16 protein-coding genes are annotated in these 21,374 nt (G+C 63.6%); 11 read left to right on the plus strand and 5 right to left on the minus strand.

Features of this window, described 5'->3' with window-relative positions; translation table 11 throughout:
* The first annotated feature begins 127 nt into the window (after positions 1–127).
* From AC26AR_RS02055 to AC26AR_RS02065, 3 genes are all read left to right on the plus strand, one after another.
* Positions 128–703 (plus strand): ANTAR domain-containing response regulator, encoded by a 576-nt coding sequence (locus AC26AR_RS02055; protein ID WP_077379026.1) that lies wholly within the window; start codon positions 128–130, stop codon positions 701–703.
* A gap of 50 nt (positions 704–753) precedes the next feature.
* Positions 754–1,962 (plus strand): CmpA/NrtA family ABC transporter substrate-binding protein, encoded by a 1,209-nt coding sequence (locus AC26AR_RS02060; RefSeq protein WP_084209361.1) that lies wholly within the window; start codon positions 754–756, stop codon positions 1,960–1,962.
* 194 nt (positions 1,963–2,156) lie between these two features.
* Entirely contained in the window at positions 2,157–2,777 is a 621-nt protein-coding gene (locus tag AC26AR_RS02065) for a TetR/AcrR family transcriptional regulator (RefSeq protein WP_077379030.1), read from the plus strand.
* 183 nt (positions 2,778–2,960) lie between these two features.
* On the opposite strand, the gene preA is transcribed toward AC26AR_RS02065, so the two are convergent.
* The 4 genes from preA to AC26AR_RS02085 all read right to left on the minus strand — a co-directional run bounded on the left by preA (position 2,961) and on the right by AC26AR_RS02085 (position 8,327).
* Positions 2,961–4,325, minus strand: coding sequence for an NAD-dependent dihydropyrimidine dehydrogenase subunit PreA (preA, locus tag AC26AR_RS02070; protein WP_077379032.1), 1,365 nt, complete (start codon positions 4,323–4,325; stop codon positions 2,961–2,963).
* Positions 4,325–5,716, minus strand: a complete 1,392-nt coding sequence (locus tag AC26AR_RS02075) for an NAD(P)-dependent oxidoreductase (RefSeq protein WP_488107469.1) — start codon at positions 5,714–5,716, stop codon at positions 4,325–4,327. The genes preA and AC26AR_RS02075 overlap by 1 nt, the downstream gene beginning before the upstream one ends.
* 183 nt (positions 5,717–5,899) lie before the next feature.
* Positions 5,900–7,342: a dihydropyrimidinase gene (gene hydA / locus AC26AR_RS02080; RefSeq protein WP_077379037.1), complete on the minus strand. Its 1,443-nt coding sequence runs from the start codon at positions 7,340–7,342 to the stop codon at positions 5,900–5,902.
* A gap of 82 nt (positions 7,343–7,424) precedes the next feature.
* Positions 7,425–8,327, minus strand: coding sequence for a nitrilase-related carbon-nitrogen hydrolase (locus tag AC26AR_RS02085; RefSeq protein ID WP_136939046.1), 903 nt, complete (start codon positions 8,325–8,327; stop codon positions 7,425–7,427).
* A 768-nt stretch (positions 8,328–9,095) separates the two neighbouring features.
* Here AC26AR_RS02085 and AC26AR_RS02090 point away from each other — a divergent pair.
* On the plus strand, positions 9,096–10,622 hold the full coding sequence (locus AC26AR_RS02090) for an NCS1 family nucleobase:cation symporter-1 (protein WP_488107470.1): 1,527 nt from the start codon (positions 9,096–9,098) through the stop codon (positions 10,620–10,622).
* A gap of 125 nt (positions 10,623–10,747) precedes the next feature.
* On the opposite strand, the gene AC26AR_RS02095 is transcribed toward AC26AR_RS02090, so the two are convergent.
* Positions 10,748–11,641 (minus strand): LysR substrate-binding domain-containing protein, encoded by an 894-nt coding sequence (locus AC26AR_RS02095; protein ID WP_279874724.1) that lies wholly within the window; start codon positions 11,639–11,641, stop codon positions 10,748–10,750.
* 239 nt (positions 11,642–11,880) lie between these two features.
* On the opposite strand from AC26AR_RS02095, the gene AC26AR_RS02100 reads away from it, so the two are divergent.
* The 7 genes from AC26AR_RS02100 to dgcA all read left to right on the plus strand — a co-directional run bounded on the left by AC26AR_RS02100 (position 11,881) and on the right by dgcA (position 21,344).
* Positions 11,881–12,990 carry an S-(hydroxymethyl)glutathione dehydrogenase/class III alcohol dehydrogenase gene (locus tag AC26AR_RS02100; protein ID WP_077379043.1) on the plus strand — a complete coding sequence of 370 codons (1,110 nt, stop codon included), beginning with the start codon at positions 11,881–11,883 and terminating at the stop codon, positions 12,988–12,990.
* Positions 12,991–13,123: 133 nt separating this feature from the next.
* Positions 13,124–13,987: an S-formylglutathione hydrolase gene (gene fghA / locus AC26AR_RS02105; RefSeq protein WP_488107471.1), complete on the plus strand. Its 864-nt coding sequence runs from the start codon at positions 13,124–13,126 to the stop codon at positions 13,985–13,987.
* Between the two features lie 745 nt (positions 13,988–14,732).
* Positions 14,733–16,022, plus strand: coding sequence for a choline metabolism transcriptional regulator GbdR (gene gbdR / locus AC26AR_RS02110; protein ID WP_240499605.1), 1,290 nt, complete (start codon positions 14,733–14,735; stop codon positions 16,020–16,022).
* Positions 16,023–16,311: 289 nt separating this feature from the next.
* Positions 16,312–17,073 (plus strand): monofunctional biosynthetic peptidoglycan transglycosylase, encoded by a 762-nt coding sequence (gene mtgA / locus AC26AR_RS02115; RefSeq protein WP_488107872.1) that lies wholly within the window; start codon positions 16,312–16,314, stop codon positions 17,071–17,073.
* A gap of 248 nt (positions 17,074–17,321) precedes the next feature.
* A complete protein-coding gene (locus AC26AR_RS02120) occupies positions 17,322–18,332 on the plus strand; it encodes a dipeptidase (protein WP_077379049.1) in 1,011 nt (336 codons plus the stop codon).
* Positions 18,333–18,455: 123 nt separating this feature from the next.
* The gene (locus tag AC26AR_RS02125) at positions 18,456–18,992 is read left to right on the plus strand and encodes a DUF5943 domain-containing protein (RefSeq protein ID WP_043333737.1); all 537 of its coding nucleotides are present in this window, start codon (positions 18,456–18,458) and stop codon (positions 18,990–18,992) included.
* A 273-nt stretch (positions 18,993–19,265) separates the two neighbouring features.
* Positions 19,266–21,344, plus strand: a complete 2,079-nt coding sequence (gene dgcA, locus AC26AR_RS02130) for a dimethylglycine demethylation protein DgcA (RefSeq protein WP_488107472.1) — start codon at positions 19,266–19,268, stop codon at positions 21,342–21,344.
* Positions 21,345–21,374 lie beyond the last annotated feature (30 nt).

Consider the following 21,374-nt stretch of genomic DNA (forward strand, 5'->3'; position numbering starts at 1 on the left):
TTGCAGTGCAGCGGCGCTTTCGGCTCGACGGCTGCGAAGGCCCTTGGCCGCAAGGTTGCACCAGATTGCGGCACGAATCCTGCTTGGGTGTACCGCAAGACTCATGCCCGACTCAAGGAAACCTGACATGCCCGTGACCGTGCTGATCGTCGATGTCCGCAGTGAGCGTTCCGCCGCTCTGGAGCAGGCGCTGTTGAGCGCCGGCTTCGAGGTGGCGCTGCGGGTCGATGAACACGAGGACCTGCATGCGCTGGTGCAGCACCATCAGCCGGATGCCGTGATCATCGACGCCGACCTGCCCAGCCGTGACACCCTCGAGCACCTCGGCCAGCTGGGGCGTCACTATCCCAAGCCGATGATCATGCTGGCCAGTGAGGACGCGCCGGACCTGGTGCGCCAGGCGGCTGGCGCCGGCGTGTCCGCCTACGTGGTGGATCACGTCATGCCGGCGATGGTGCGCAGCATGGTCGAGGTGGCCATCACCAGCTTCGAGGCTCACCGTGCCCTCAAGGGCGAACTCAATCGCACCCAGACCACTCTGATACAGCGGCGCAGCGTGGATCGCGCCAAGGCGCTGGTGATGGAGAGTCGCGGTCTGGGGGAGGATGCGGCCTACCAATATCTGCGCAAGACCGCGATGAATCGGCGTCTGGCATTGCACGAGCTGGCCGATGAGCTGCTCAAGGCGTCGCGTCGGCACTGAGCCGAGTCTCGTGATGTCCTTCTCTTTCGATCGTTCAAAAGGTGGATGTGATGCTCAGTGATTCTCTTCTCAATGGCCATCAGTTGACGCTGGGGTTGATGCCGCTCAATGACGCGGCTCCTCTGGTGGTGGCGGAGCGTCAGGGGTTCTTCCGTGAGGAGGGGCTGGCCGTGACGCTCAAGTGGCAGCCGTCGTGGGCGGCACTGCGCGATGACCTGCAGACCGGCGTGTTGCAGGGCGCGCAGATGCTGGCGCTGATGCCGCTGACCTCGACCCTGGGGCTGGATGGCCGCGCCACACCGGTGATCAGCGCGATGACGCTCAATCTGGGCGGCAACTCCATCACCCTGTCGCGGGCCCTGATGGCGGCGCTGGCCGAGGAGGGGCATGACCTGGGCTCTCCGCTGGCGGTGTCTCGGGCGCTGGCGGCGCACGTGCAGGCGCGCCGCGAGCGTGGGGAGGCGGCGCTCAAGCTTGCCAGCGTGCATCCCTTCTCCTCGCACCGCTATCTGCTGCGTTACTGGCTGGCGGCCGGCGGGATCGACCCGAATCGCGACATCGAGATGCGTGCGGTGGCCCCGCCGTTGATGGCCGCCCAGCTGGCAAGTGGCGCGCTGGACGGCTTCTGTGTCGGAGAGCCCTGGAACAGTCTGGCCGCCGTGCAGGGCATGGGGCAGGTGGTGGCGGGCAGTCATGATATCTGGCGCTTCGGACAGGAAAAGGTGCTGGGCGTGCGCGAGGACTGGGCGGAGCAGCACCCGCTGGCGCATCAAGCGCTGATTCGTGCGCTGCTCAAGGCCTGTGCCTGGCTGGACCGCCCGGGCAACCGTGAGCAGGCCGCGCAGTGGCTGCATGATGAAGGCATGCAGGAAGTGCCGCTTTCGGTGGTGGCGCGTGGACTGCGCGACGTGGATGTCGAGCAGTCGGTGGAGGCGTTCCAGCGGGAAAATCCCGGCTGGACCATCTTCCATCGCTATGCGGCCAACTTCCCGTGGCGCTCGCAGACCCGCTGGTATGCCGCCCAGATGCAGCGCTGGGGGCATCTCGAGGGAGTCAGCGACAATGACCTCGAAGCAACCCTGGCACGCTGCGTACGCCCGGACCTCTACCGCAGCGCAGCCCGCAAGCTGGGCATGGTGGTGCCGGTGGCGGATGAGCGCAGCGAAGGCACGCATCCGGCACCCTGGTGGCTGAGCGGCGAGGCAGGGCAGGTGCCGATGCCGGCGGATGGCTTCATCGATGGGGCGGTCTTCGAATGACACCGCTGGCGCGCGCTGAAGCGTGAGGCGACAAGCCGAGGGGTGATCAGTGGGAAGCGAGTCAAGAGGCGAGAGGTGAGGGGTGAGGGGGTAGAGAAAAGACGCCCGCGAGCGCGAAACCTGTCGGCTCAGGCATGTTGGCAGTGCGGTTATGATATTCTCATCTCACTGCCAGCACCGCGTCAGGGGATCGCATGACCACTCGCAAGTCTCAGATTCGCAAGGATAATGTCGGCCGCATCCTGCTCGCCGCCGAAAAGATCTTCGCTCTCAAGGGCTATGTCGGCGCCAGCATGGTCGATATTGCCGCCGAGGTAGAGCTGCCCAAGTCCAATCTGCATTACTACTTCAGCACCAAGGAAGCGCTGTATCGCGCGGTGCTCGATGGTCTGCTGGCGCTGTGGAAGGAAGATGCGCTGTGCTTCGAGGCCTATGACGACCCGCAGCTGGTGCTCTCCACCTACATTCGCGCCAAGATGATGCACTCGCGCCAGCGTCCGTATGGCTCCAAGGTATGGGCCAGCGAGATCATGCAGGGCGCGCCGGTGCTGGGCGAGGAGCTGACGGTGTGGCTCGACGAGTGGGCCGAGATGAAGAAGTCACGCCTGCGCCAGTGGATCAGTGAGGGGCGCATTGACAACGTCGATGCTTCCGCCTACCTGTACATGATCTGGGCCAGCACCCAGCACTACGCCGACTTCGACCACCAGATCGCGGTACTCAATCAGGGCAAGGCGCTGAGTGATCGCGAATTCGAGCAGGCGGTGCAGAACGTCACGCGGGTGCTGCTGAAGGGTGTTGGCTTGTCCGCCTGAGTCAGCAGGTGATGTCATGATAAAATTATCCTGAAGCTAACAATGATCATCATTGATGGATCATGAAGCCATTGAAAAGGGGCTGCCATTGCTGGCAGCCCCTTTCTGTTTTCACGCCACTGAACGTGGTGTCATGCGCTGGAATCTGTGCGGATCATCCGGATCTTGTCCGCAACGTCAGGGTCACGCCGCGCGATGCGGGTTGCGCGGGTCCTCCATCCAGTTCATGTACGGCTTGCCGGTGTCCTGCACTTCCATGGTGATGCAGTCCTCGACCGGGCAGGTGATCTCGCACAGGTTGCAGCCCACGCAGTCGGCGTCCTTCACCTCATAGCGGGCGGTGCCGTTGTCCCTGGCCAGATGCAGGATGGCCTGGTGCGAGGTGTCCTCGCAGGCGATGTAGCAGCGTCCGCAGCCGATGCACTTGTCCTGGTCGATCCGCGCGATCACCTGGTAGTTCATGTCCAGCTGCTTCCAGTCGGTGGTGTTGGGCACCGCCGCGCGGGAGAACTCCTCGATCCGCTGATAGCCCTTGCTGTCCATCCAGCGCCCCAGGCCGTCCTTCATCTCCTCGACGATACGGAAGCCGTGCAGCATCGCCGCGGTGCACACCTGCACGCTGCCCGCGCCGAGGGCGATGAATTCGGCGGCATCTTCCCAGTTGGAGATGCCGCCGATACCCGAGATCGGCAGGTTGGCGGTTTCCGGCGTGCGCGCGATCTCGGCCACCATGTTCAGCGCGATGGGCTTCACGGCGCTGCCGCAGTAGCCGCCATGGGTGCTGCGGTCGCCGACGATGGGATGCGCGACCATGCGGTCGAGGTCCAGATGGGTGATGGAGTTGATGGTGTTGATCAGCGAGACGGCATCTGCACCGCCACGCCAGGCCGCCTTGGCCGGTTCGCGCACGTCGGTGATGTTGGGGGTCAGCTTGACGATCACCGGCAGCGAGCTGTAGGTCTTGCACCAGCGCGTGACCTGCTCGACATACTCCGGCACCTGGCCCACCGCCGCGCCCATGCCGCGTTCCGGCATGCCGTGGGGACAGCCGAAGTTGAGCTCGATGCCGTCACAGCCGGTAGCCTCGACCTGCGGCAGGATGGTCTTCCAGGCCTCTTCCTCGCACGGCACCATCAGCGAGACGATCAGTGCGCGGTCCGGCCAGTCCTTCTTGACCTGGGTGATCTCGCGCAGGTTGATCTCCAGCGAGCGGTCGGTGATCAGCTCGATGTTGTTGAAGCCGCTGACCTCGCCATTCGGGCCATAGTGCGCCGAATAGCGCGAGGAGACGTTCACTGCCGCCGGGTCTTCCCCCAGCGTCTTCCAGACCACGCCACCCCAGCCGGCCTCGAAGGCGCGTACCACGTTGTAGGCCTTGTCGGTGGGCGGGGCGCTGGCCAGCCAGAAGGGGTTGGGGGCACGGATGCCAGCGAAGTTGACCGACAGATCGGCCTTGTAGCTGGCGACGTGATCGTCAGCCGCTGCAGAACTTGAACCAGAGCCTGCCGGACGCGCGTTGTCATCATTGAGCGGGGTATGAATGGTCATCAGGCGGCCTCCACCTTGAGCATCAGATCGTGATGGATGGCCTCGGCGGCCAGCTTGCCGTGGGCGACGGCTTGAACGGTGAGATCCTGTCCGCGAGCGATGCAGTCACCGCCGGCATAGACGCCCGGCAGACTGGTGCGCAGCATCTCGTCCACCTCTATCTTCGCCCCCTCGCGGGCCAGCCCCGCGGCATGCGCATCGCTCAGGCTCGCGTCATCGAAGCCCTGGCCGATGGCGGTGAAGACCCCATCGCAGGCCAGCGTGAAGGTCTCGCCGGTATCGACGAGTCGGCCATCCTCGACCCGTGTGCGCGCGAACTGCATCGCATTGAGCGCGGCGGCATCACTACCCTCACTGTCGCTTGCCACATCGATGGCCAGCGGGCGCGCCCAGGTGTGGATCATCACGCCATTGGCACGCGCGATTTCCTGCTCGTGATGGGTGGCGGACATCTGCTCCTCGCCACGCCGATAGACCAGGTCCACCGTCTGCGCGCCCAAGCGTTTGGCCTGCACGGCGATGTCGATGGCGGTGTTGCCGGCGCCGATCACCACCGCGTGCCTCGGCACTGCCAGCGCGTTCAGTTCGCCGCTCTGACGCAGCACCTTGATGAAGTCGGTGGCCGCCATCAGGCCGCTGGCATCCTCGCCGGTCAGGCCGAGAGCATGGCTGGTGCCAAGGCCCAGGCCCAGGAAGACGCTGTCGAACTCGCGTGTCAGGGCGGCCAGCGCCAGGTTGTCGCCGAGGCGCTGGCCGTGGCGGATCTCGATGCCGCCGATCTCGAGCAGGAATTCGACTTCGCGGGCGGCGAAGTCATCGGTCAGCTTGTAGCGAGCGATGCCGTATTCATTCAGGCCACCGGCTTTCTCCTCGGCCTCGAAGATCACCACGTCGTGGCCGAAACGCGCCAGGCGGTGGGCGCAGGAAAGCCCGGCAGGCCCGGCACCGACCACGGCGATGCGCCGGCCGGTGCTGGCTGCCCGCGTGAACGGGTGAGCCTCGAACTGGGCGTTGTCCAGTGCATGGCGCTGCAGCAGACCGATCAGCACCGGCTGGCACTCATCGCCCTGATTGCGCACGCAGGACTGCTCACAGAGGATCTCGGTGGGGCAGACGCGGGCGCAGCTGCCACCGAGGATATTGGCATCGAGAATCTCGCTGGCGGCGCCTTCGAGATTGTCATCGTGGATACGGCGGATGAAGGTCGGGATGTCGATGCTGGTCGGGCAGGCCTTGATGCAGGGCGCGTCATAGCAATACAGGCAACGCGAACTCTCGATGAAGGCCTGACGCTTGGTGAGCGCCGGATGCAGATCAGTGAAGCGCGCACTCAGCGCCTCTTCCGCGAGCCCGGACGGGGCCCAGTGGGAAGGAGTGGAGGATGTCGTCACGGTGTGGCTCCTGCCCGCGCTCAGGCGCGGGGTCGTTGTTGTTGGTCTTGCAGGCGAGTCAGGTAGCGCGGCTTGGTTGGCAGCGCTTTGCACTGGCAGCGCGTCAGGTGCGCTGCCAGGCCGTCGTTCAGTCGTGTCGTTCAGTCGCGTCGGTATTGTCTTGTTCGAGTCGTTCGCCGGCCGTCAGCTGCGATCCACGGCGGTGACGACATTGCTCTCGGCGCGGGCCTTGAGCTGGTCGAAGACACTGGGGTAGGGCGGGCGTTCGACGTACTGGCCGTGACCGCGCTTGGCATGCAGCTCGCCATCGCGCCATGCCCAGTCGCCGCGGCTGATGGTGTGACGCGGGATACCCTTGACGGTGCGGCCTTCGAAGATGTTGAAGTCGATGTTCTGGTGGTGAGTCTTCGCCGAGATGGTGCGTTCGGCGTTGGGGTCCCAGACCACGATGTCGGCGTCGCTGCCGACCCGGATCGCGCCCTTGCGCGGGTACAGATTGAAGATCTTGGCGGCGTTGGTGGAGGTCAGGCCGACGAAGTCCTCGGCGGAGAAGCGCCCGGTGTTGACGCCCTCGTGCCACAGCATCGCCATGCGATCCTCGACCCCGGCGGTGCCGTTGGGAATCTTCGAGAAGTCGTCCTTGCCCATCTCCTTCTGCTCGGCGCAGAAGCAGCAGTGATCGGTGGCGGTGGTCTGCAGGTCACCGGACTGGATGCCGCCCCACAGTGCCTGGCGGTGCTCCAGCGAGCGGAACGGCGGGCTCATCACGTGGCCTGCCGCGAATTCCCAGCTCTTGTTCTGATAGACCGCTTCATCGATCAGCAGATGGCCTGCCAGCACCTCGCCGTAGACTGGCTGGCCGTGCTCGCGGGCGTAGCGGATTTCCTCCAGCGCATCGGCGGTGGAGACGTGCACCAGATACACCGGCGTGCCCAGAGTGCCGGCGATGCGGATGGCGCGGCTGGCGGCCTCGCCCTCGACCTGCGGCGGACGCGACAGCGGATGCGCCTCCGGGCCGGTGATGCCGTCGGCCAGCAGCTTCTGCTGCAGGTGGTAGACCAGCTCGCCGTTCTCGGCATGCACGGTGGGAATCGCGCCCAGCTCCAGACAGCGCGCGAAGCTCGAGACGAGGGTGTCGTCCGGCGCCATGATGGCGTTCTTGTAGGCCATGAAGTGCTTGAAGCTGTTGACCCCGTAATCGGAGACCAGCGTCTGCATGTCTTGGCTGACGCTCTCGTCCCACCAGGTGACGGCGACGTGGAAGCTGTAGTCGCAGCACGACTTCTCGGCCCACTCGCGCCAGGTGTGATAGGCCTCCATCAGCGGTTGCTGGGGGGAGGGAATCACGAAATCGATGATCATGGTGGTGCCGCCGGCCAGTGCCGCGGCGGTGCCGCTCTGGAAATCCTCGCTGGCCACGGTGCCCATGAAGGGCAGCTGCATGTGGGTGTGCGGGTCGATGCCGCCGGGCATCACCAGACAGCCGCTGGCGTCGATCACCTCGCAGTCGTCCGGTACCTCGAGGTCGGTGCCGATGGCGGTGATGGTCTCGCCGTCACACAGCACATCGGCGGTGTAGCGCTCTTCGTGGGTCTGGATGCTGCCGCCCTTGATCAGGATTGCCATGAATCTCTCCCGGCCGCATCGCGCGGCCTTGTCCGGCATTGAGTGTCAGGTCGTGTTGTCGTTGTCGTTATCGTGCTGGCCGTCATTCACCATCGGTGAGGCGGGTATAGGCGTCCGGACGGCGGTCACGGAAGAACTGCCAGTTGTTGCGCACCTCGCGCACCATCGACATGTCGAGATCGTGGATCAACAGCTCGTCCTCGGTGGCGCTGGCCTGGGCTTCGATCTGGCCGCGTGGATTCACGAAGTAGGAGGAGCCGTAGAACTCGCCGATATCCCAGGGCTGTTCATGGCCGACACGGTTGATGGCGGCGATGTAGCAGCCATTGGCGGCGGCGGAGGCGGGTTGTTCCAGCTCCCACAGATACTGGGAGAGGCCGGCGACGGTGGCGGAGGGATTGAAGATGATCTCGGCGCCGTTGAGCGCCAGCGCGCGCCAGCCTTCCGGGAAGTGGCGGTCGTAGCAGATGTAGACGCCGATGCGCCCGTAGGCGGTGTCAAAGACCGGCCAGTCGGACTTGCCGGGCTTGAAGAAGAATTTCTCCCAGAAGCCCGCCACCTGCGGGATGTGGGTCTTGTGATACTTGCCCAGATAGCTGCCGTCGGCATCGATGACGGCGGCAGTGTTGTAGTACACCCCCGGCTGCACTTCCTCGTAGAGGGGCACGATGATCACCATCTGATGCTTCTTCGCGTACTGCTGCATCAGGGTGACGGTGGGGCCGTCGGGCACGCGCTCGGCGGCGGCATACCACTTGGCATCCTGGCTCGGGCAGAAGTAGGGCTGATTGAAGACTTCCTGGAAGCACAGGATCTTGACGCCTGCCTCACCGGCCTGGTCGATCAGCGGCAGGTGGGCCTCGTTCATGGCATCGCGGATCTGTGCGGGCTCGAGGTCGGTGGAGACGTTGAGTCCCATCTGGATGACGGCGCAGCGCAGCTTGCCGGCATCCTCGGTATAGGAGATGCGGGAGTCGTTCGACATGTCATCCTCATCGGGCGGCTTGGCGCCGGTTGTTGTTGTCTTCAATGAGTGCTGGTGGGCAGAGCGGGTAAACCGGGATGGCGCGAAATGGACCTTGGAAAATCATGCCGCCTGTCCGGAAAGTCTGCATGCCGGCGGCAGGTATCGTGGGTCAGGGAAGGTCCGATGCAAATCCTGTCTCACCAGTCAGCTTAATGAACATTAGACAGTGTTCCCGCGTTCGGCAAGACGAAGTGTCAAATAAAGTCTTGTAGATTTATCTTGTTGTTATAAAAGGATTTTCGGTCAAGATTTCGCATGAATTCACCATTGTGGTGCCAGGAGAATCAGCGTGGTTCACGCGATTTTCAAAGGAAAACTCAATGCACATCAGTGGCTTGTGACCGTCTGTATGCGCCCTGTGCAAGACCGCCTTGCACCAGCTTGGAACCTGACCATACTGACAATTGGCGCGAACACGGCGTGTCGTCACCTGACGGGCATCAGACGGTCAAACCCGCGCCATTGCCTCTCAAGTTGTCTTGCGGGACAGGTTTGATTTGACGGCAATAATGCCGCCCTCGGCATGCGATTTGCCCATGAAAGGTACCGCTTCATGTGGATGGGTAATTCGAGCATCCCTTGGCTGAAACAGGGTGAAAAGTGAATCAGGAGGGTGAAGGAAGGGACGGATCTTCAAAGACGGCAAGGCGCGCCAAAGAGCGCAAAGGCAGGACAAGCGACGTGCATCACCCTCAACAATAACAACAGCTGAACAGGTGAGGACTCATGGCCCCGACACAGACTCGCTCGCACATGGTGCGCAGCAATGAGGAAATGATCGAGCTGGTGGTGGCGCAGGACGTCGCCCGCAGCCCGCGCTACAACGAGGATATCGCGCCGACCAGGAGTGCCGAGCGCACCTGGTCGCTCTGGAACATCGCCGCACTGTGGGTCGGCATGTCGATCTGCGTGCCGACCTATACCCTGGGCGGCGTGCTCACTGCCTACTTCGGATTGAGTGTCGGCGAGGCGCTGATCACGATTCTGGTCGCCAATCTGGTGGTACTGATTCCACTGACGCTGAACGCCTTCCCCGGCACGCGTTTCGGGATTCCCTTTCCGGTAGTGCTGCGTTCATCGTTCGGGATCATCGGCTCCAACGTGCCGTGCATGATTCGGGCGGTGGTCGCCTGTGGCTGGTTCGGTATCCAGACGATGTTTGGCGGCCTGGCGATTCACCTGCTGCTCTCGAGCCTCTCGGCCGACTGGAAGACGCTGGGCGGGGTAGGCGAGGTCATCGGCTTCTTCCTGTTCTGGGCGCTCAACCTGTTCGTGGTGATTCGCGGCGCGGAATCCATCAAGTGGCTGGAGACGCTCTCCGCGCCCTTGCTGCTGGCGGTGGGGGTCGGCCTGATGGTGTGGGCGCTGCCGCATACCTCGATCAGCGAGCTGCTGGCCCAGCCGCCCAATCGTCCGGAAGGCGATGGCGTGGCCAGCTACTTCATGGCGGGCCTGACCGCGATGGTCGGCTTCTGGGCGACGCTGTCGCTGAACATCCCGGACTTCAGCCGTTACGCGAAGAGCCAGAAGGACCAGATCGTCGGTCAGATCATCGGCCTGCCGCTGACGATGTTCTTCTTCGCGGCGCTCGGCGTGGTGCTGACGGCCGCTTCCAGCTCGCTGGTGGGGGAGACCATCTCCGACCCGGTCAACCTGATCGGTCGCATCGACAGCCCCGGCTGGGTCGCCATCGCCATGGTGCTGATCATCATCGCGACGCTCTCCACCAACACCGCCGCCAACATCGTCTCGCCGACCAATGATTTCCAGAACATCGCGCCGAAATTCATCAACCAGACGCGCGGCGTGCTGCTCACCGGGCTGGTCGGGGTGCTGCTGATGGGCTTCGAGCTGATCAAGAAGATGGGCTGGATCGTCTCCGACGTCAGTCTCGAAAGCCTCTATTCCAACTGGCTGCTGGGTTATTCAAGTCTGCTGGGGCCGATCGCGGGAATCATGATCGTCGACTACTTCGTGATCCGTCGTCAGTCCTTCGATCTGCCGGCGCTCTATCTGGATGGCAGCACCTACCCGGCCTTCAATCCAGCGGGCTTCATCGCCTTCTTCGTGCCGGTGGGGCTGACGGTGATCAGCTTCTCGCAGCCCGGGCTTTCCTGGTTCTACGACTACGGCTGGTTCACCGGCTCGCTGCTGGGGGCGCTGGTCTACTTCGTGGCCAGCAAGCTGCTGGTCAAGGCACCGCCGGTGCACCTGCCGGAGGCGATACCGGGTGGCAGCGCGCAGCGTGCCTGACGCCGCTGGCGGATAGCTCGCAACGCAACGTCACGTGCAACGACAGACGGGCTGCCCATCGGCAGCCCGTCTGTCGTCGTGACAAGGGGAAGTGACGGCCGGTTGAGGCCTTCGCGCCCTGGGTGTCAGCCCACCAGGCCGGGGATGCCGTCCTCGAAGCGCTCGACCATGAAGTCGACGAACTGGCGCACCTTGGGTGAGAGATGGCGGTGGCGGGGATAGACGATCCACACCCCGGTATCGCGCACCTGATACTCATCCAGCACCGAGATCAGCTGGCCACTGGCCAGGTGAGGCGCGACGTAATAGTCGGGAATCTGGGCAAGCCCGAGGCCCTTGAGCGTGGCGTCCAGCAGTGCCGGCCCGGAATTGGCCTGCCAGCTGCCGGAGATGCGCACTTCGCGTCGCTGGCCCTCGACCTCGAACAGCCATTCACGCTTGGAGCCCGCCAGGCAGCGGTGGCTGGAGAGCTCCGCCAGCGTGTGCGGACGCGGCGCACGCTGAAAGTAGTCGTGCGAGGCGACGACATACTCCTGGCGGTCCACCAGTCGCCGCGCGATCAGCGAGGAGTCCTTGAGCACGCCCATGCGAATGGCGACATCGAAGCCCTCGTCGATCAATTCCACCGGACGATTGGTGAAGTGCATCTGCACTTCCAGTTGCGGGTGCAGCAGCTGGAAGTCGTTGACCAGTGGCGCGACGTAGCGCTCACCGAAGGTGGTAGCGCTGGTCAGCTTGAGCACGCCGCTGGGACGGGCATGGAAGTCGCCGATGGCCTGTTCGGCGGCGCGGAAGCCATCGAAGAGGTGATGGCAGTGCTCGTAATACACCTGTCCGGCATCGGTGAGACGCGTCTGACGGGTCGTGCGATAGAGCAACTGGGTATCAAGCTGGGCTTCCAACTGGCTGATCAGGCGACTGACATGTGAGCTGGAGACCCCGAGATGACGGGCGGCACCGGAAAACGAGCCGATTCTGACGACTTCCACAAAGGCTTCGATGCGGTCCCAACGCTGCATGCCCGCTCCTCATCATTGTTGTTGAGTGACAATAATCATCTGAGTGCTGACGGCTTAATCCCGCCAAGGTCACTGCGTAGACTGTGTTGCATACTGATGGCACCGCACGCGTTGCGGCAATGCATTGCTCCTTGCCTGTCCCCCTGAGTGAACCCCTTGTGAGCATGGGGGCACCGGCTGGCTCGCCGGGAGAATGCCACGGATCAGTCTACCGCCATTGTTGCTCCGAGGAGATATTAATGAAATCACGTGCTGCGATTGCGCTGGAAGCCGGCAAGCCGCTGGAGCTGGTCGAGATCGATGTCGAAGGACCGAAGGCCGGCGAGGTGCTGGTACGCATCGTCAATACCGCCGTCTGCCACACCGATGCCTACACCCTGTCCGGCGCAGACCCCGAAGGCCTGTTCCCGTCCGTGCTGGGCCATGAAGGCGCGGGTATCGTCGAGGAAGTGGGCGAGGGTGTCACCGGTCTGGTGCCGGGCGACCACGTCATCCCGCTCTATACCGCCGAATGCGGCAAGTGCAAGTTCTGCCTCTCCGGCAAGACCAACCTGTGCAGCGCCGTGCGTGCCACCCAGGGCCGTGGCCTGATGCCGGATGGCACCTCGCGCTTCTCGCTGGACGGCAAGATGCTGCACCACTACATGGGCACGTCTACCTTCTCCGAGTACACCGTGGTGCCGGAAGTCTCGCTGGCCAAGGTGTCCAAGGAAGCGCCGCTGGACAAGATCTGCCTGCTGGGCTGTGGCGTCACCACCGGTATCGGCGCGGTGATGAACACCGCCAAGGTCGAGCCGGGTGCCACCGTGGCCATCTTCGGTCTCGGCGCCATCGGTCTGGCCGCCATCCAGGGCGCGGTGATGGCCAAGGCGTCGCGCATCATCGCCATCGACATCAATGAGGACAAGTTCGATCTGGCCCGCAAGTTCGGCGCCACCGACTTCGTCAACCCGAGCAAGCTGTCCGTGCCGGTCCAGGAAGCCATCGTCGACATGACCGACGGCGGCGTCGATTACTCCTTCGAGTGCATCGGCAACGTCAAGGTCATGCGTGCCGCGCTCGAGTGCGCGCACAAGGGCTGGGGCGAATCCATCATCATCGGCGTCGCCGGTGCCGGTGAAGAGATCGCCACCCGTCCCTTCCAGCTGGTGACCGGGCGCGTCTGGAAAGGCTCCGCCTTCGGTGGCGTCAAGGGCCGTACCGAGCTTCCGGGCTACGTCGAGCGCTACATGGATGGCGCGATCAACCTCGACGACTTCGTCACCCACCAGATGCCCTTCGAGAAGATCAACGAGGCCTTCGACCTGCTGCATGAAGGCAAGTCGATCCGTACCGTGCTGAGCTTCTGATCCGCGAGCGATCTTTGGCTGAAACGCCTCCGGGCCGGGCAGGCAAGCGTGATGCCTGGGCGGGCTCGGAGCGTGAAACGGCGTCGGCTTGCCGACGCCGTCTTCATGAGGCGATATCACAAGGGAGAGCATGATGACCGCGACCGAACAACTCGAGCTGGTCAGCGCCAACAAGGTGCATGGTGGCTGGCTCAAGCGTTACCGTCACCGCAGCGGCAGTCTGGATTGCGACATGGTGTTCGCCATCTATCTGCCGCCGCAGGCCGAACAGGGCCCGGTGCCGATGCTGTGGTGGCTGTCGGGGCTGACCTGCACTGACGAGAACTTCATGCAGAAGGCCGGCGCGCAGCGCAAGGCAGCCGAGCTGGGCATCGCCCTGATCTGCCCGGACACCAGCCCGCGTGGCGTGGACCTGCCCGGCGAAGACGAGAGCTATGACTTCGGCAGCGGTGCCGGCTTCTACGTCAATGCCACCCGCGAGCCGTGGGCGCGCCATTACCGCATGTACGACTACGTCACCGAGGAGCTGCCGGCGCTCGTCAAGCGTCACTTCCCGGTGGATGGCGAACGCGAGTCCATCTCCGGCCACTCCATGGGCGGCCATGGTGCGCTGATCTGCGCGCTGAAGAATCCGGGGCGCTATCGCTCGGTCTCCGCCTTCGCGCCGATCGCCAATCCGATGGCCTGCCCGTGGGGCGAGAAGGCCTTCAGCGGCTATCTCGGCGATGACCGCACCCAGTGGGTGCAGTGGGATGCCTGCGAGCTGGTCAAGCAGGCGGGCAACAGCGGTGCCGCGCGTCAGGAGCTGTTCGTCGAGCAGGGCGAGAATGACCAGTTCCTGGAAGAGCAGCTCAAGCCGGAGCGTCTGGAAGCGGTCTGCGCCGAGCAGGACCACCCGCTGATCCTGCGTCGCCAGCCCGGCTATGATCACAGCTACTTCTTCATGGCCAGCTTCATCGATGAGCATCTGACCTACCATGCGAAACACCTCCTTTGAGGTGTGAGGATGGTAGCCAATGAAGATAAAAAGGCATGCGAAACACCTCCTTTGAGGTGTGAGTGTGGTGGCCGGTAGAGATAAAAAGGCATGCGAAACACCTCCTTTGAGGTGTGAGTGTGGTGGCCGGTAGAGATGAAAAGGCATGCGAAGCACCTTCTTTCTTGAGGTGAGCCTGAAGCCTCGAGCTGTGATGTGACATTGCCAGCCACAGGGGATCGCTCCCCGAGCAGAGAACCTGCGTGAAAGACAGAAACGACAGCCCCGGCATCCATCACAGGATGTCGGGGCTGTCGTTTTTCCGTCATGAGCGACACCGCCTTTCAGAACCTTTCGCTATGAAGGGCGGTTTTCGTGGCTCGCGGTTATATCGCGTCGATGTCAGCCAATCACGGCGTTATTCTGTGCCGTACAGCAACGATGATTTGCCGTGCAGCGGCGATTTAATCGCTGCGCGGTATCAGGGCGATGGTTTACTGTCGAGAGGTGGACAACGCACGACGTCCAAGCAGTGATTCACGACACCCCTGACGTTATCGGACTCCTTCGGGTCGCATCCCGAGTCGCTCAAGCGAGAGATCACGATGATGGCTGTCATCACTGCTGGAATCGCCAGCCTTCCGGTCGATTCCCTGCTGAGTGCCAACAACGACAATATCGCGGACCCCCTGATCGCCGACTGATCCGGGTGAGGGCATTCATGCTCCGGTCTGCAACTCAGGCAGATAGCAAGAAGGAGTTCCCCATGGCACTGACCAGTGGCCGCATTGATCGCCCGCACGATCGCTCTCACATGACATCCGGCTTTTCCTCCGATTCCCGCCGGGCGGGGGCTCGCTCGCTGGGCCCTCAGGCCGGTGAGACACGCCAGCCGCAGACCATCGGCTTCCTGTTGCTCGACAGCTTCACGCTCATCTCGCTGGCCTCGGCGGTCGAACCGCTGCGCATGGCCAATCAGCTGGCCGGACGTGAGCTGTATCGCTGGTACACCGTGACCCTGGAAGGCATGCCCGTGCGTGCCAGCGATGGTCTGCAGGTCACGCCGGATGTGTCGGCCGAGACCTGCCCGGCGCTTGACATGGCTATCGTCTGTGGCGGCGTCGGTATCCAGCGGGCGGTGCAGCGCCCGCATGTCAGCTGGCTGCAGGCCCAGGCGCGCGCTGGCCGTCAGCTGGGCGCCGTGTGTACCGGCAGCTGGGCGCTGGCGCAGGCCGGACTGCTGGAAGGTCACGAGACCAGCATTCACTGGGAGTGTCTGGCGGCCATGCAGGAGGCCTTCCCGCGCGTACCGCTGACCACGCGACTGTTCTCCATCGACCAGCAGCGTGCCACCGCCTCGGGCGGCACCGCGCCGATGGACATGGTATTGACCATGATCGCCCGCGAGCATGGCCGCGAGCTGGCGGCGGGCATCTCCGAGATGTTCATCTGTGACCGCGTGCGCGGCGAGCAGGACCAGCAGCGTGTCCCGCTCAAGCACGTGCTGGGCACCACCCAGCCCAAGCTTCTGGAAATCGTCGCGCTGATGGAGGCCAATCTGGAGGAGCCCATCGGTCTGGACGAGCTGGCCCACTACGTGGATGTCTCGCGCCGTCAGCTGGAGCGCCTGTTCCAGCGTTATCTGCACTGCTCACCGTCGCGCTACTACCTCAAGCTGCGCCTGACGCGGGCGCGTCAGCTGCTCAAGCAGACGGCGCTGTCGATCATCGAGGTAGCCTCGGCCTGTGGCTTCGTCTCCACGCCGCACTTCTCCAAGTGCTACCGCGAGTACTTCGGCATGCCGCCGCGCGATGAGCGTATCGGTGGTGAGCGTCAGCCCGGCGTGTCGGACGTGCCGTGTCGTGCCGATGTCGATCATCAGCTGCACGGCGTGGCCAGTCTGGAAGGCGTACTGCATGGTGCCATCCATCAGTCGCTGAGCCAGACGACTGCCTCCTCGCCGCTGCATACCGCCGCCGAATCGCCGGTGTCCTCGGCGATCCTGGCGCTGGCCAATGCGCGTGGCGAGCCAACCTACGCAAGCGTCAGGCTCTGATCGCCATACACCTGCGTGACGGGATGACCCCTCGATGCCCCTGCCCTTCGGCCGGGGCATCTTGGTTTTCACAGGAGCCATCGGCGGGCTCTGGTACACTCGAGCGCTGCATGAGGCAGTAGCTGACAACAAGGGCTGGGAGACGGGATGACCCGTCGTGATCAGCCACGACACGCGCGACAGGGGACGGCGAGGGATGGCACGAACACAGGGGCAGAAGACCCGCGATGGGCAATCGGCACGCCGCGGCGCGACACGCAGGCCGGCGGCGTCCGTGAAGATGCGCCCGATGGAGCGTCTGCGCTGGCTGGCGACATGGGCGATCAAGGTGCTGGGCTGCTGGATGGTCGCCTGTGTCGGCCTGGTGGTGTTGCTGCGCTTCGTGCCATTGCCGGTGTCGATGGTGATGCTGGAGAAGTGGGGCTACAGCCTGGTTTCGGGGGCGCCGATGGCGCTCCAGCATGACTGGGTGCCGATGGAGGAGATTTCCCGCAATGCCCGGCTGGCGGTGATCGCCTCGGAAGACCAGAAATTTCCCGATCACTACGGCTTCGATGTCGATCAGATCGTCAAGGCCATCGATGCGCGCCTGGCCGGTGAGCGGCTGCGCGGGGCCAGTACCATCAGCCAGCAGACCGCCAAGAATGTCTTCCTGTGGAACGGGCGCAGCTGGGTGCGCAAGGGGCTGGAGGTCTGGTTCACCATCCTGATCGAGGTGATCTGGCCCAAGGAGCGCATTCTCGAGGTCTATCTGAACGTCGCCGAGTGGGGGCCGGGGGTGTTCGGTGTCGAGGCCGCGGCCGAGCATCACTTCAATACCGATGCCGCCAGCCTGTCCGCCTATCAGGCCAGCCTGCTGGCGGCGGTACTGCCCAACCCGATCCGCTTCAATGCCGGCAAGCCCTCGGCCTATATCCAGCGGCGTGCTAGCTGGACGCGGCGCCAGATGAACAATCTCGGCATGGGCTATCTCAAGCGGCTGGAACAGCCGCGTGGCTGGTTGAGCTGGGACCTGCTGCCTTCGCTGAAGGAGCTGTCCCCCGCGCACTGACCGGCTTGACGGTACACCATCGGCTGTCCCACGACGCCCCGGCTCTCTCGAGTCGGGGCGTCGTCGTTTCAGAAACGACAGTCCTGACGCGATTCGGTAGCCACGCGTCGCATCTGGCGTCAGAGGGGGAAGAGGGCAGGACTATGCTGGCACAGCCTGCTGGAGATCGTGTTCCGGCAGACCCTGTCCGCCGGGTACGGGCAGTGACCTGACTTCCAGAGCCGCCTGCCCAGCGCCGGAGCGACATGATGTCCGAATTCTCCTCCTCCTTCGGTGGGTCCGATGCGGCCCGCGCCCTGCACGATGACAGCATCGTCATCGATGGTCTGGTGATCGCCAAGTGGCAGCGCGAGCTGTTCGAGGACATGCGCAAGGGCGGTCTGAGTGCGGCCAACTGCACCGTCTCGGTCTGGGAAGGCTTCCAGGCGACCGTCAACAACATCGTCAAGAGCAACCAGCTGATCGCCGAGAGCAGTGACCTGGTCTGCGTGGCGCGCACCGCCGCCGACATCCGCGCCGCCAAGGCCGCGGGCAAGACCGGCATCATCTACGGCTTCCAGAATGCCAACGCCTATGAAGACCAGATCGGCTATGTCGATGTCTTCAAGCAGCTCGGCGTGGGCATCGTGCAGATGTGCTACAACACCCAGAATCTGGTCGGTACCGGCTGCTACGAGCGCGATGGCGGCCTGTCCGGCTTCGGGCGCGAGATGGTCGCCGAGATGAACCGCGTCGGCGTGATGTGTGATCTCTCCCACGTCGGCTCGAAGACCTCCGAGGAAGTCATCCTCGAATCGAAAGTCCCTGTCTGCTACTCCCACTGCGCGCCGGCCGGTCTCAAGGACCACCCGCGCAACAAGTCCGATGCCGAGCTGCGCTTCATCGCCGAACACGGCGGCTTCGTCGGCGTCACCATGTTCACTCCCTTCCTCCGGGCCGGCGTCAACGCCACCGTCGATGACTACGTTGAGGCCATCGAATACGTGATGAACCTGGTCGGCGAGGATGCCATCGGCATCGGCACCGATTTCACCCAGGGTCACGGTCAGGACTTCTTCGAGTGGCTGACCCACGACAAGGGCTACGCCCGTCGTCTCACCAACTTCGGCAAGATCGTCAATCCGGAAGGCATCCGCACCATCGGCGAGTTCCCCAATCTGACCGAGGCGCTGCTGCGTCGCGGCATGAGCGAGCATCAGGTGCGCAAGATCATGGGCGAGAACTGGCTGCGCACGCTGGAAAACGTCTGGGGCGGCTGAGTCTGCCTGCCTGGGCCTTTTCTGGTTCGCTCTTTCTTGATCGCACTTTCGTGATCTCTCTCCTGATCTCTTTCTTGAACTCTCTTTTGCATCTCCCTTTCAGCCCCTTTTGAGGACACCGACATGAGCAAGATGGCCCCTGAACTGCCGATCGAGGTGGATAGCGAGACCGGCGTCTGGACCTCCGACGCACTGCCGATGCTGTACGTGCCGCGTCACTTCTTCATCAACAACCATGTCGCGGTGGAAGAGGCGCTGGGCGTGGAGAAGTACGCCGAGATTCTCTACCACGCCGGCTACAAGAGCGCCTGGCACTGGTGCGAGAAGGAAGCCGAGCTGCACGGCCTGGTCGGCGTGGAAGTCTTCGAGCACTACATGAAGCGTCTGTCGCAGCGCGGCTGGGGCCTGTTCATCACCGAGGAGATCGATCTGGAGCGCGGCACCTGCAAGGTACGCCTGGAGCACTCCTGCTTCGTCTATCAGCAGGGCAAGACCGGCACAAAGCTTGAGTACATGTTCACCGGCTGGTTCGCCGGCGCGATGGACCAGATTCTGGCCGCGCGTGGCAGCGAGCTGCGCACCGTCGCCGTCCAGACCCAGAGCGGTGGTGAGGAAGGCTGTGATGTGGGGTATTTCGAGGTCGCTCCCGGAACAGTGTGACGTTTTCAGATCCGCCACTCTCTATTCCATGGCTCGGGTCAAGGCCCAGGCCCGGCCCAGGCAAAAGGCAAAAGCCAAAAGCCGGCTGCCCGATCCTCTCTCTGTCACGACACTCACCACACACACAACAACGACAACGCAACGCCTGAGCGCCGCCTTTCCTGACATGCAAGACGCCTGATGCCGCCCGCCGCCACGAGCCCCGACTCGAGGCGGCGGGCAGGCCAGGCCGGCGTGACAAGGCGGCGCTCTCCCCGGCGAGGAGCTTTCACCATGGCATTCGACGCACTCTTCCAGCCGATCGAGATCGGCAAGCTGACCATCCGCAACCGCGTCGTCAGTACCGCCCATGCCGAGGTGTATGCCACCGATGGCGGCATGACCACCGAGCGCTACGTGCGCTACTACGAAGAGAAGGCCAAGGGCGGGTGTGGCCTGTGCATCTGTGGTGGCTCCTCGGTGGTCTCCATCGACAGCCCGCAGGGCTGGTGGAGCTCCGTCAATCTGTCGACCGACCGCATCATCCCGCATTTCCAGAATCTGGCCGATGCCGTGCACAAGCATGGCGGCAAGATCATGATCCAGATTACCCACATGGGCCGTCGCTCGCGCTGGGACGGTTTCGACTGGACCTCGCTGATGTCGCCCTCCGGCATCCGCGAGCCGGTGCACCGCTCTACCTGCAAGACCATCGAGGTGGAAGAGATCCAGCGCATCATCGCCGACTTCGCCCAGGCGGCACGGCGTGCCAAGGAAGGCGGTCTGGACGGCGTCGAGCTGTCCGCCGTGCACCAGCACCTGATCGACCAGTTCTGGAGCCCGCGGGTCAACAAGCGCACCGATGAGTGGGGCGGCAGCTTCGAGGGCCGCATGAAGTTCGGTATCGAGGTGCTCAAGGCGGTGCGCGCCGAGGTCGGCGACGACTTCGTGGTCGGCATGCGTATCTGTGGTGATGAATTCCATCCCGATGGCCTGTCGCATGACGACATGAAGCAGATCGCGGCCTATTACGACGCCACCGGCCTGCTCGATTTCTTCGGCGTGATCGGCTCCGGCTGTGATACCCACAACAGCCTCGCCAACGTCATTCCCAACATGTCCTACCCGCCGGAACCCTTCCTGCACCTGGCCTCCGGCATCAAGGAAGTCGTCAAGATTCCGGTGATCCACGCCCAGAACATCAAGGACCCCAATCAGGCCGAGCGCATCCTGGAAGGCGGATATGTTGACATGGTCGGCATGACCCGCGCGCACATCGCCGACCCGCACATCATCGCCAAGATCAAGATGGGCCAGCTCGACCAGATCAAGCAGTGCGTCGGTGCCAACTACTGCATCGACCGCCAGTATCAGGGCCTGGACGTGCTGTGCATCCAGAATGCCGCGACGTCACGCGAATACATGGGCCTGCCGCACGAGATCGAGAAGACCAGCGGCCCGATGCGCAAGGTCGTCATCGTCGGTGGCGGTCCGGCCGGCATGGAAGCGGCCCGCGTGTGTGCCGAGCGTGGCCATGCCGTGACGCTCTTCGAGGCGAAGGAAGAGCTGGGTGGCCAGATCACCACGGCTTCCAAGGCGCCGCAGCGTGACCAGATCGCCGGTATCACCCGCTGGTATCAGCTGGAGCTGGCACGTCTGAAGGTCGACCTGCGCCTGGGTACGCGCGCCGATGAAGCGACCATCCGTGACCTGCGCGCTGACGTGGTGATCCTCGCGGTGGGCGGCCGTCCGTTCATGGAGCAGTTCGAATCCTGGGGCTACGACGAGGACCCGGCCAAGAGTCTGATCGTCTCTTCCTGGGACGTGCTGGACGGGCGTGTCGCGCCGGGCAGCAACGTGCTGATCTACGACAGCATCTGCGAATTCTCCGGTGTCTCGGTGGCCGATTATCTGGCCACCAAGGGCGCCAGGGTCGAGATCGTCACCGATGACATCAAGCCGGGGGCGGCGGTCGGCGGCACCACCTTCCCGACCTATTACCGCAGCCTGTATGCCAAGGAAGTCGTGATGACCTCCGACATGGTGCTGCATGAGGTCTACCGCGAAGGCGAGGGGCTGGTGGCGGTGCTCGAGAATGAATACACCGGCACGCTGGAAGAACGCGTCGTCGACCAGATCGTGGTCGAGAACGGCGTGCGCCCCGATGAAGCGCTCTACTACGCCTTCAAGGACGGCTCGCTCAACAAGGGCCAGATCGACGTCGAGTCGCTCTACGCCATCAAGCCGCAGCCGTGCCTGAGTCAGGCCACCGACGGGGATGATTACCTGCTGTTCCGTCTCGGCGACTGCAATGCACCGCGCAACACCCACGCCGCCATCTATGACGCCCTGCGCCTGTGCAAGGATTTCTGATCGCGTCTGACACATCGGTGGGAGGTTTGG

It is taken from the genome of Cobetia sp. PS-4MA (genome assembly GCF_057670765.1).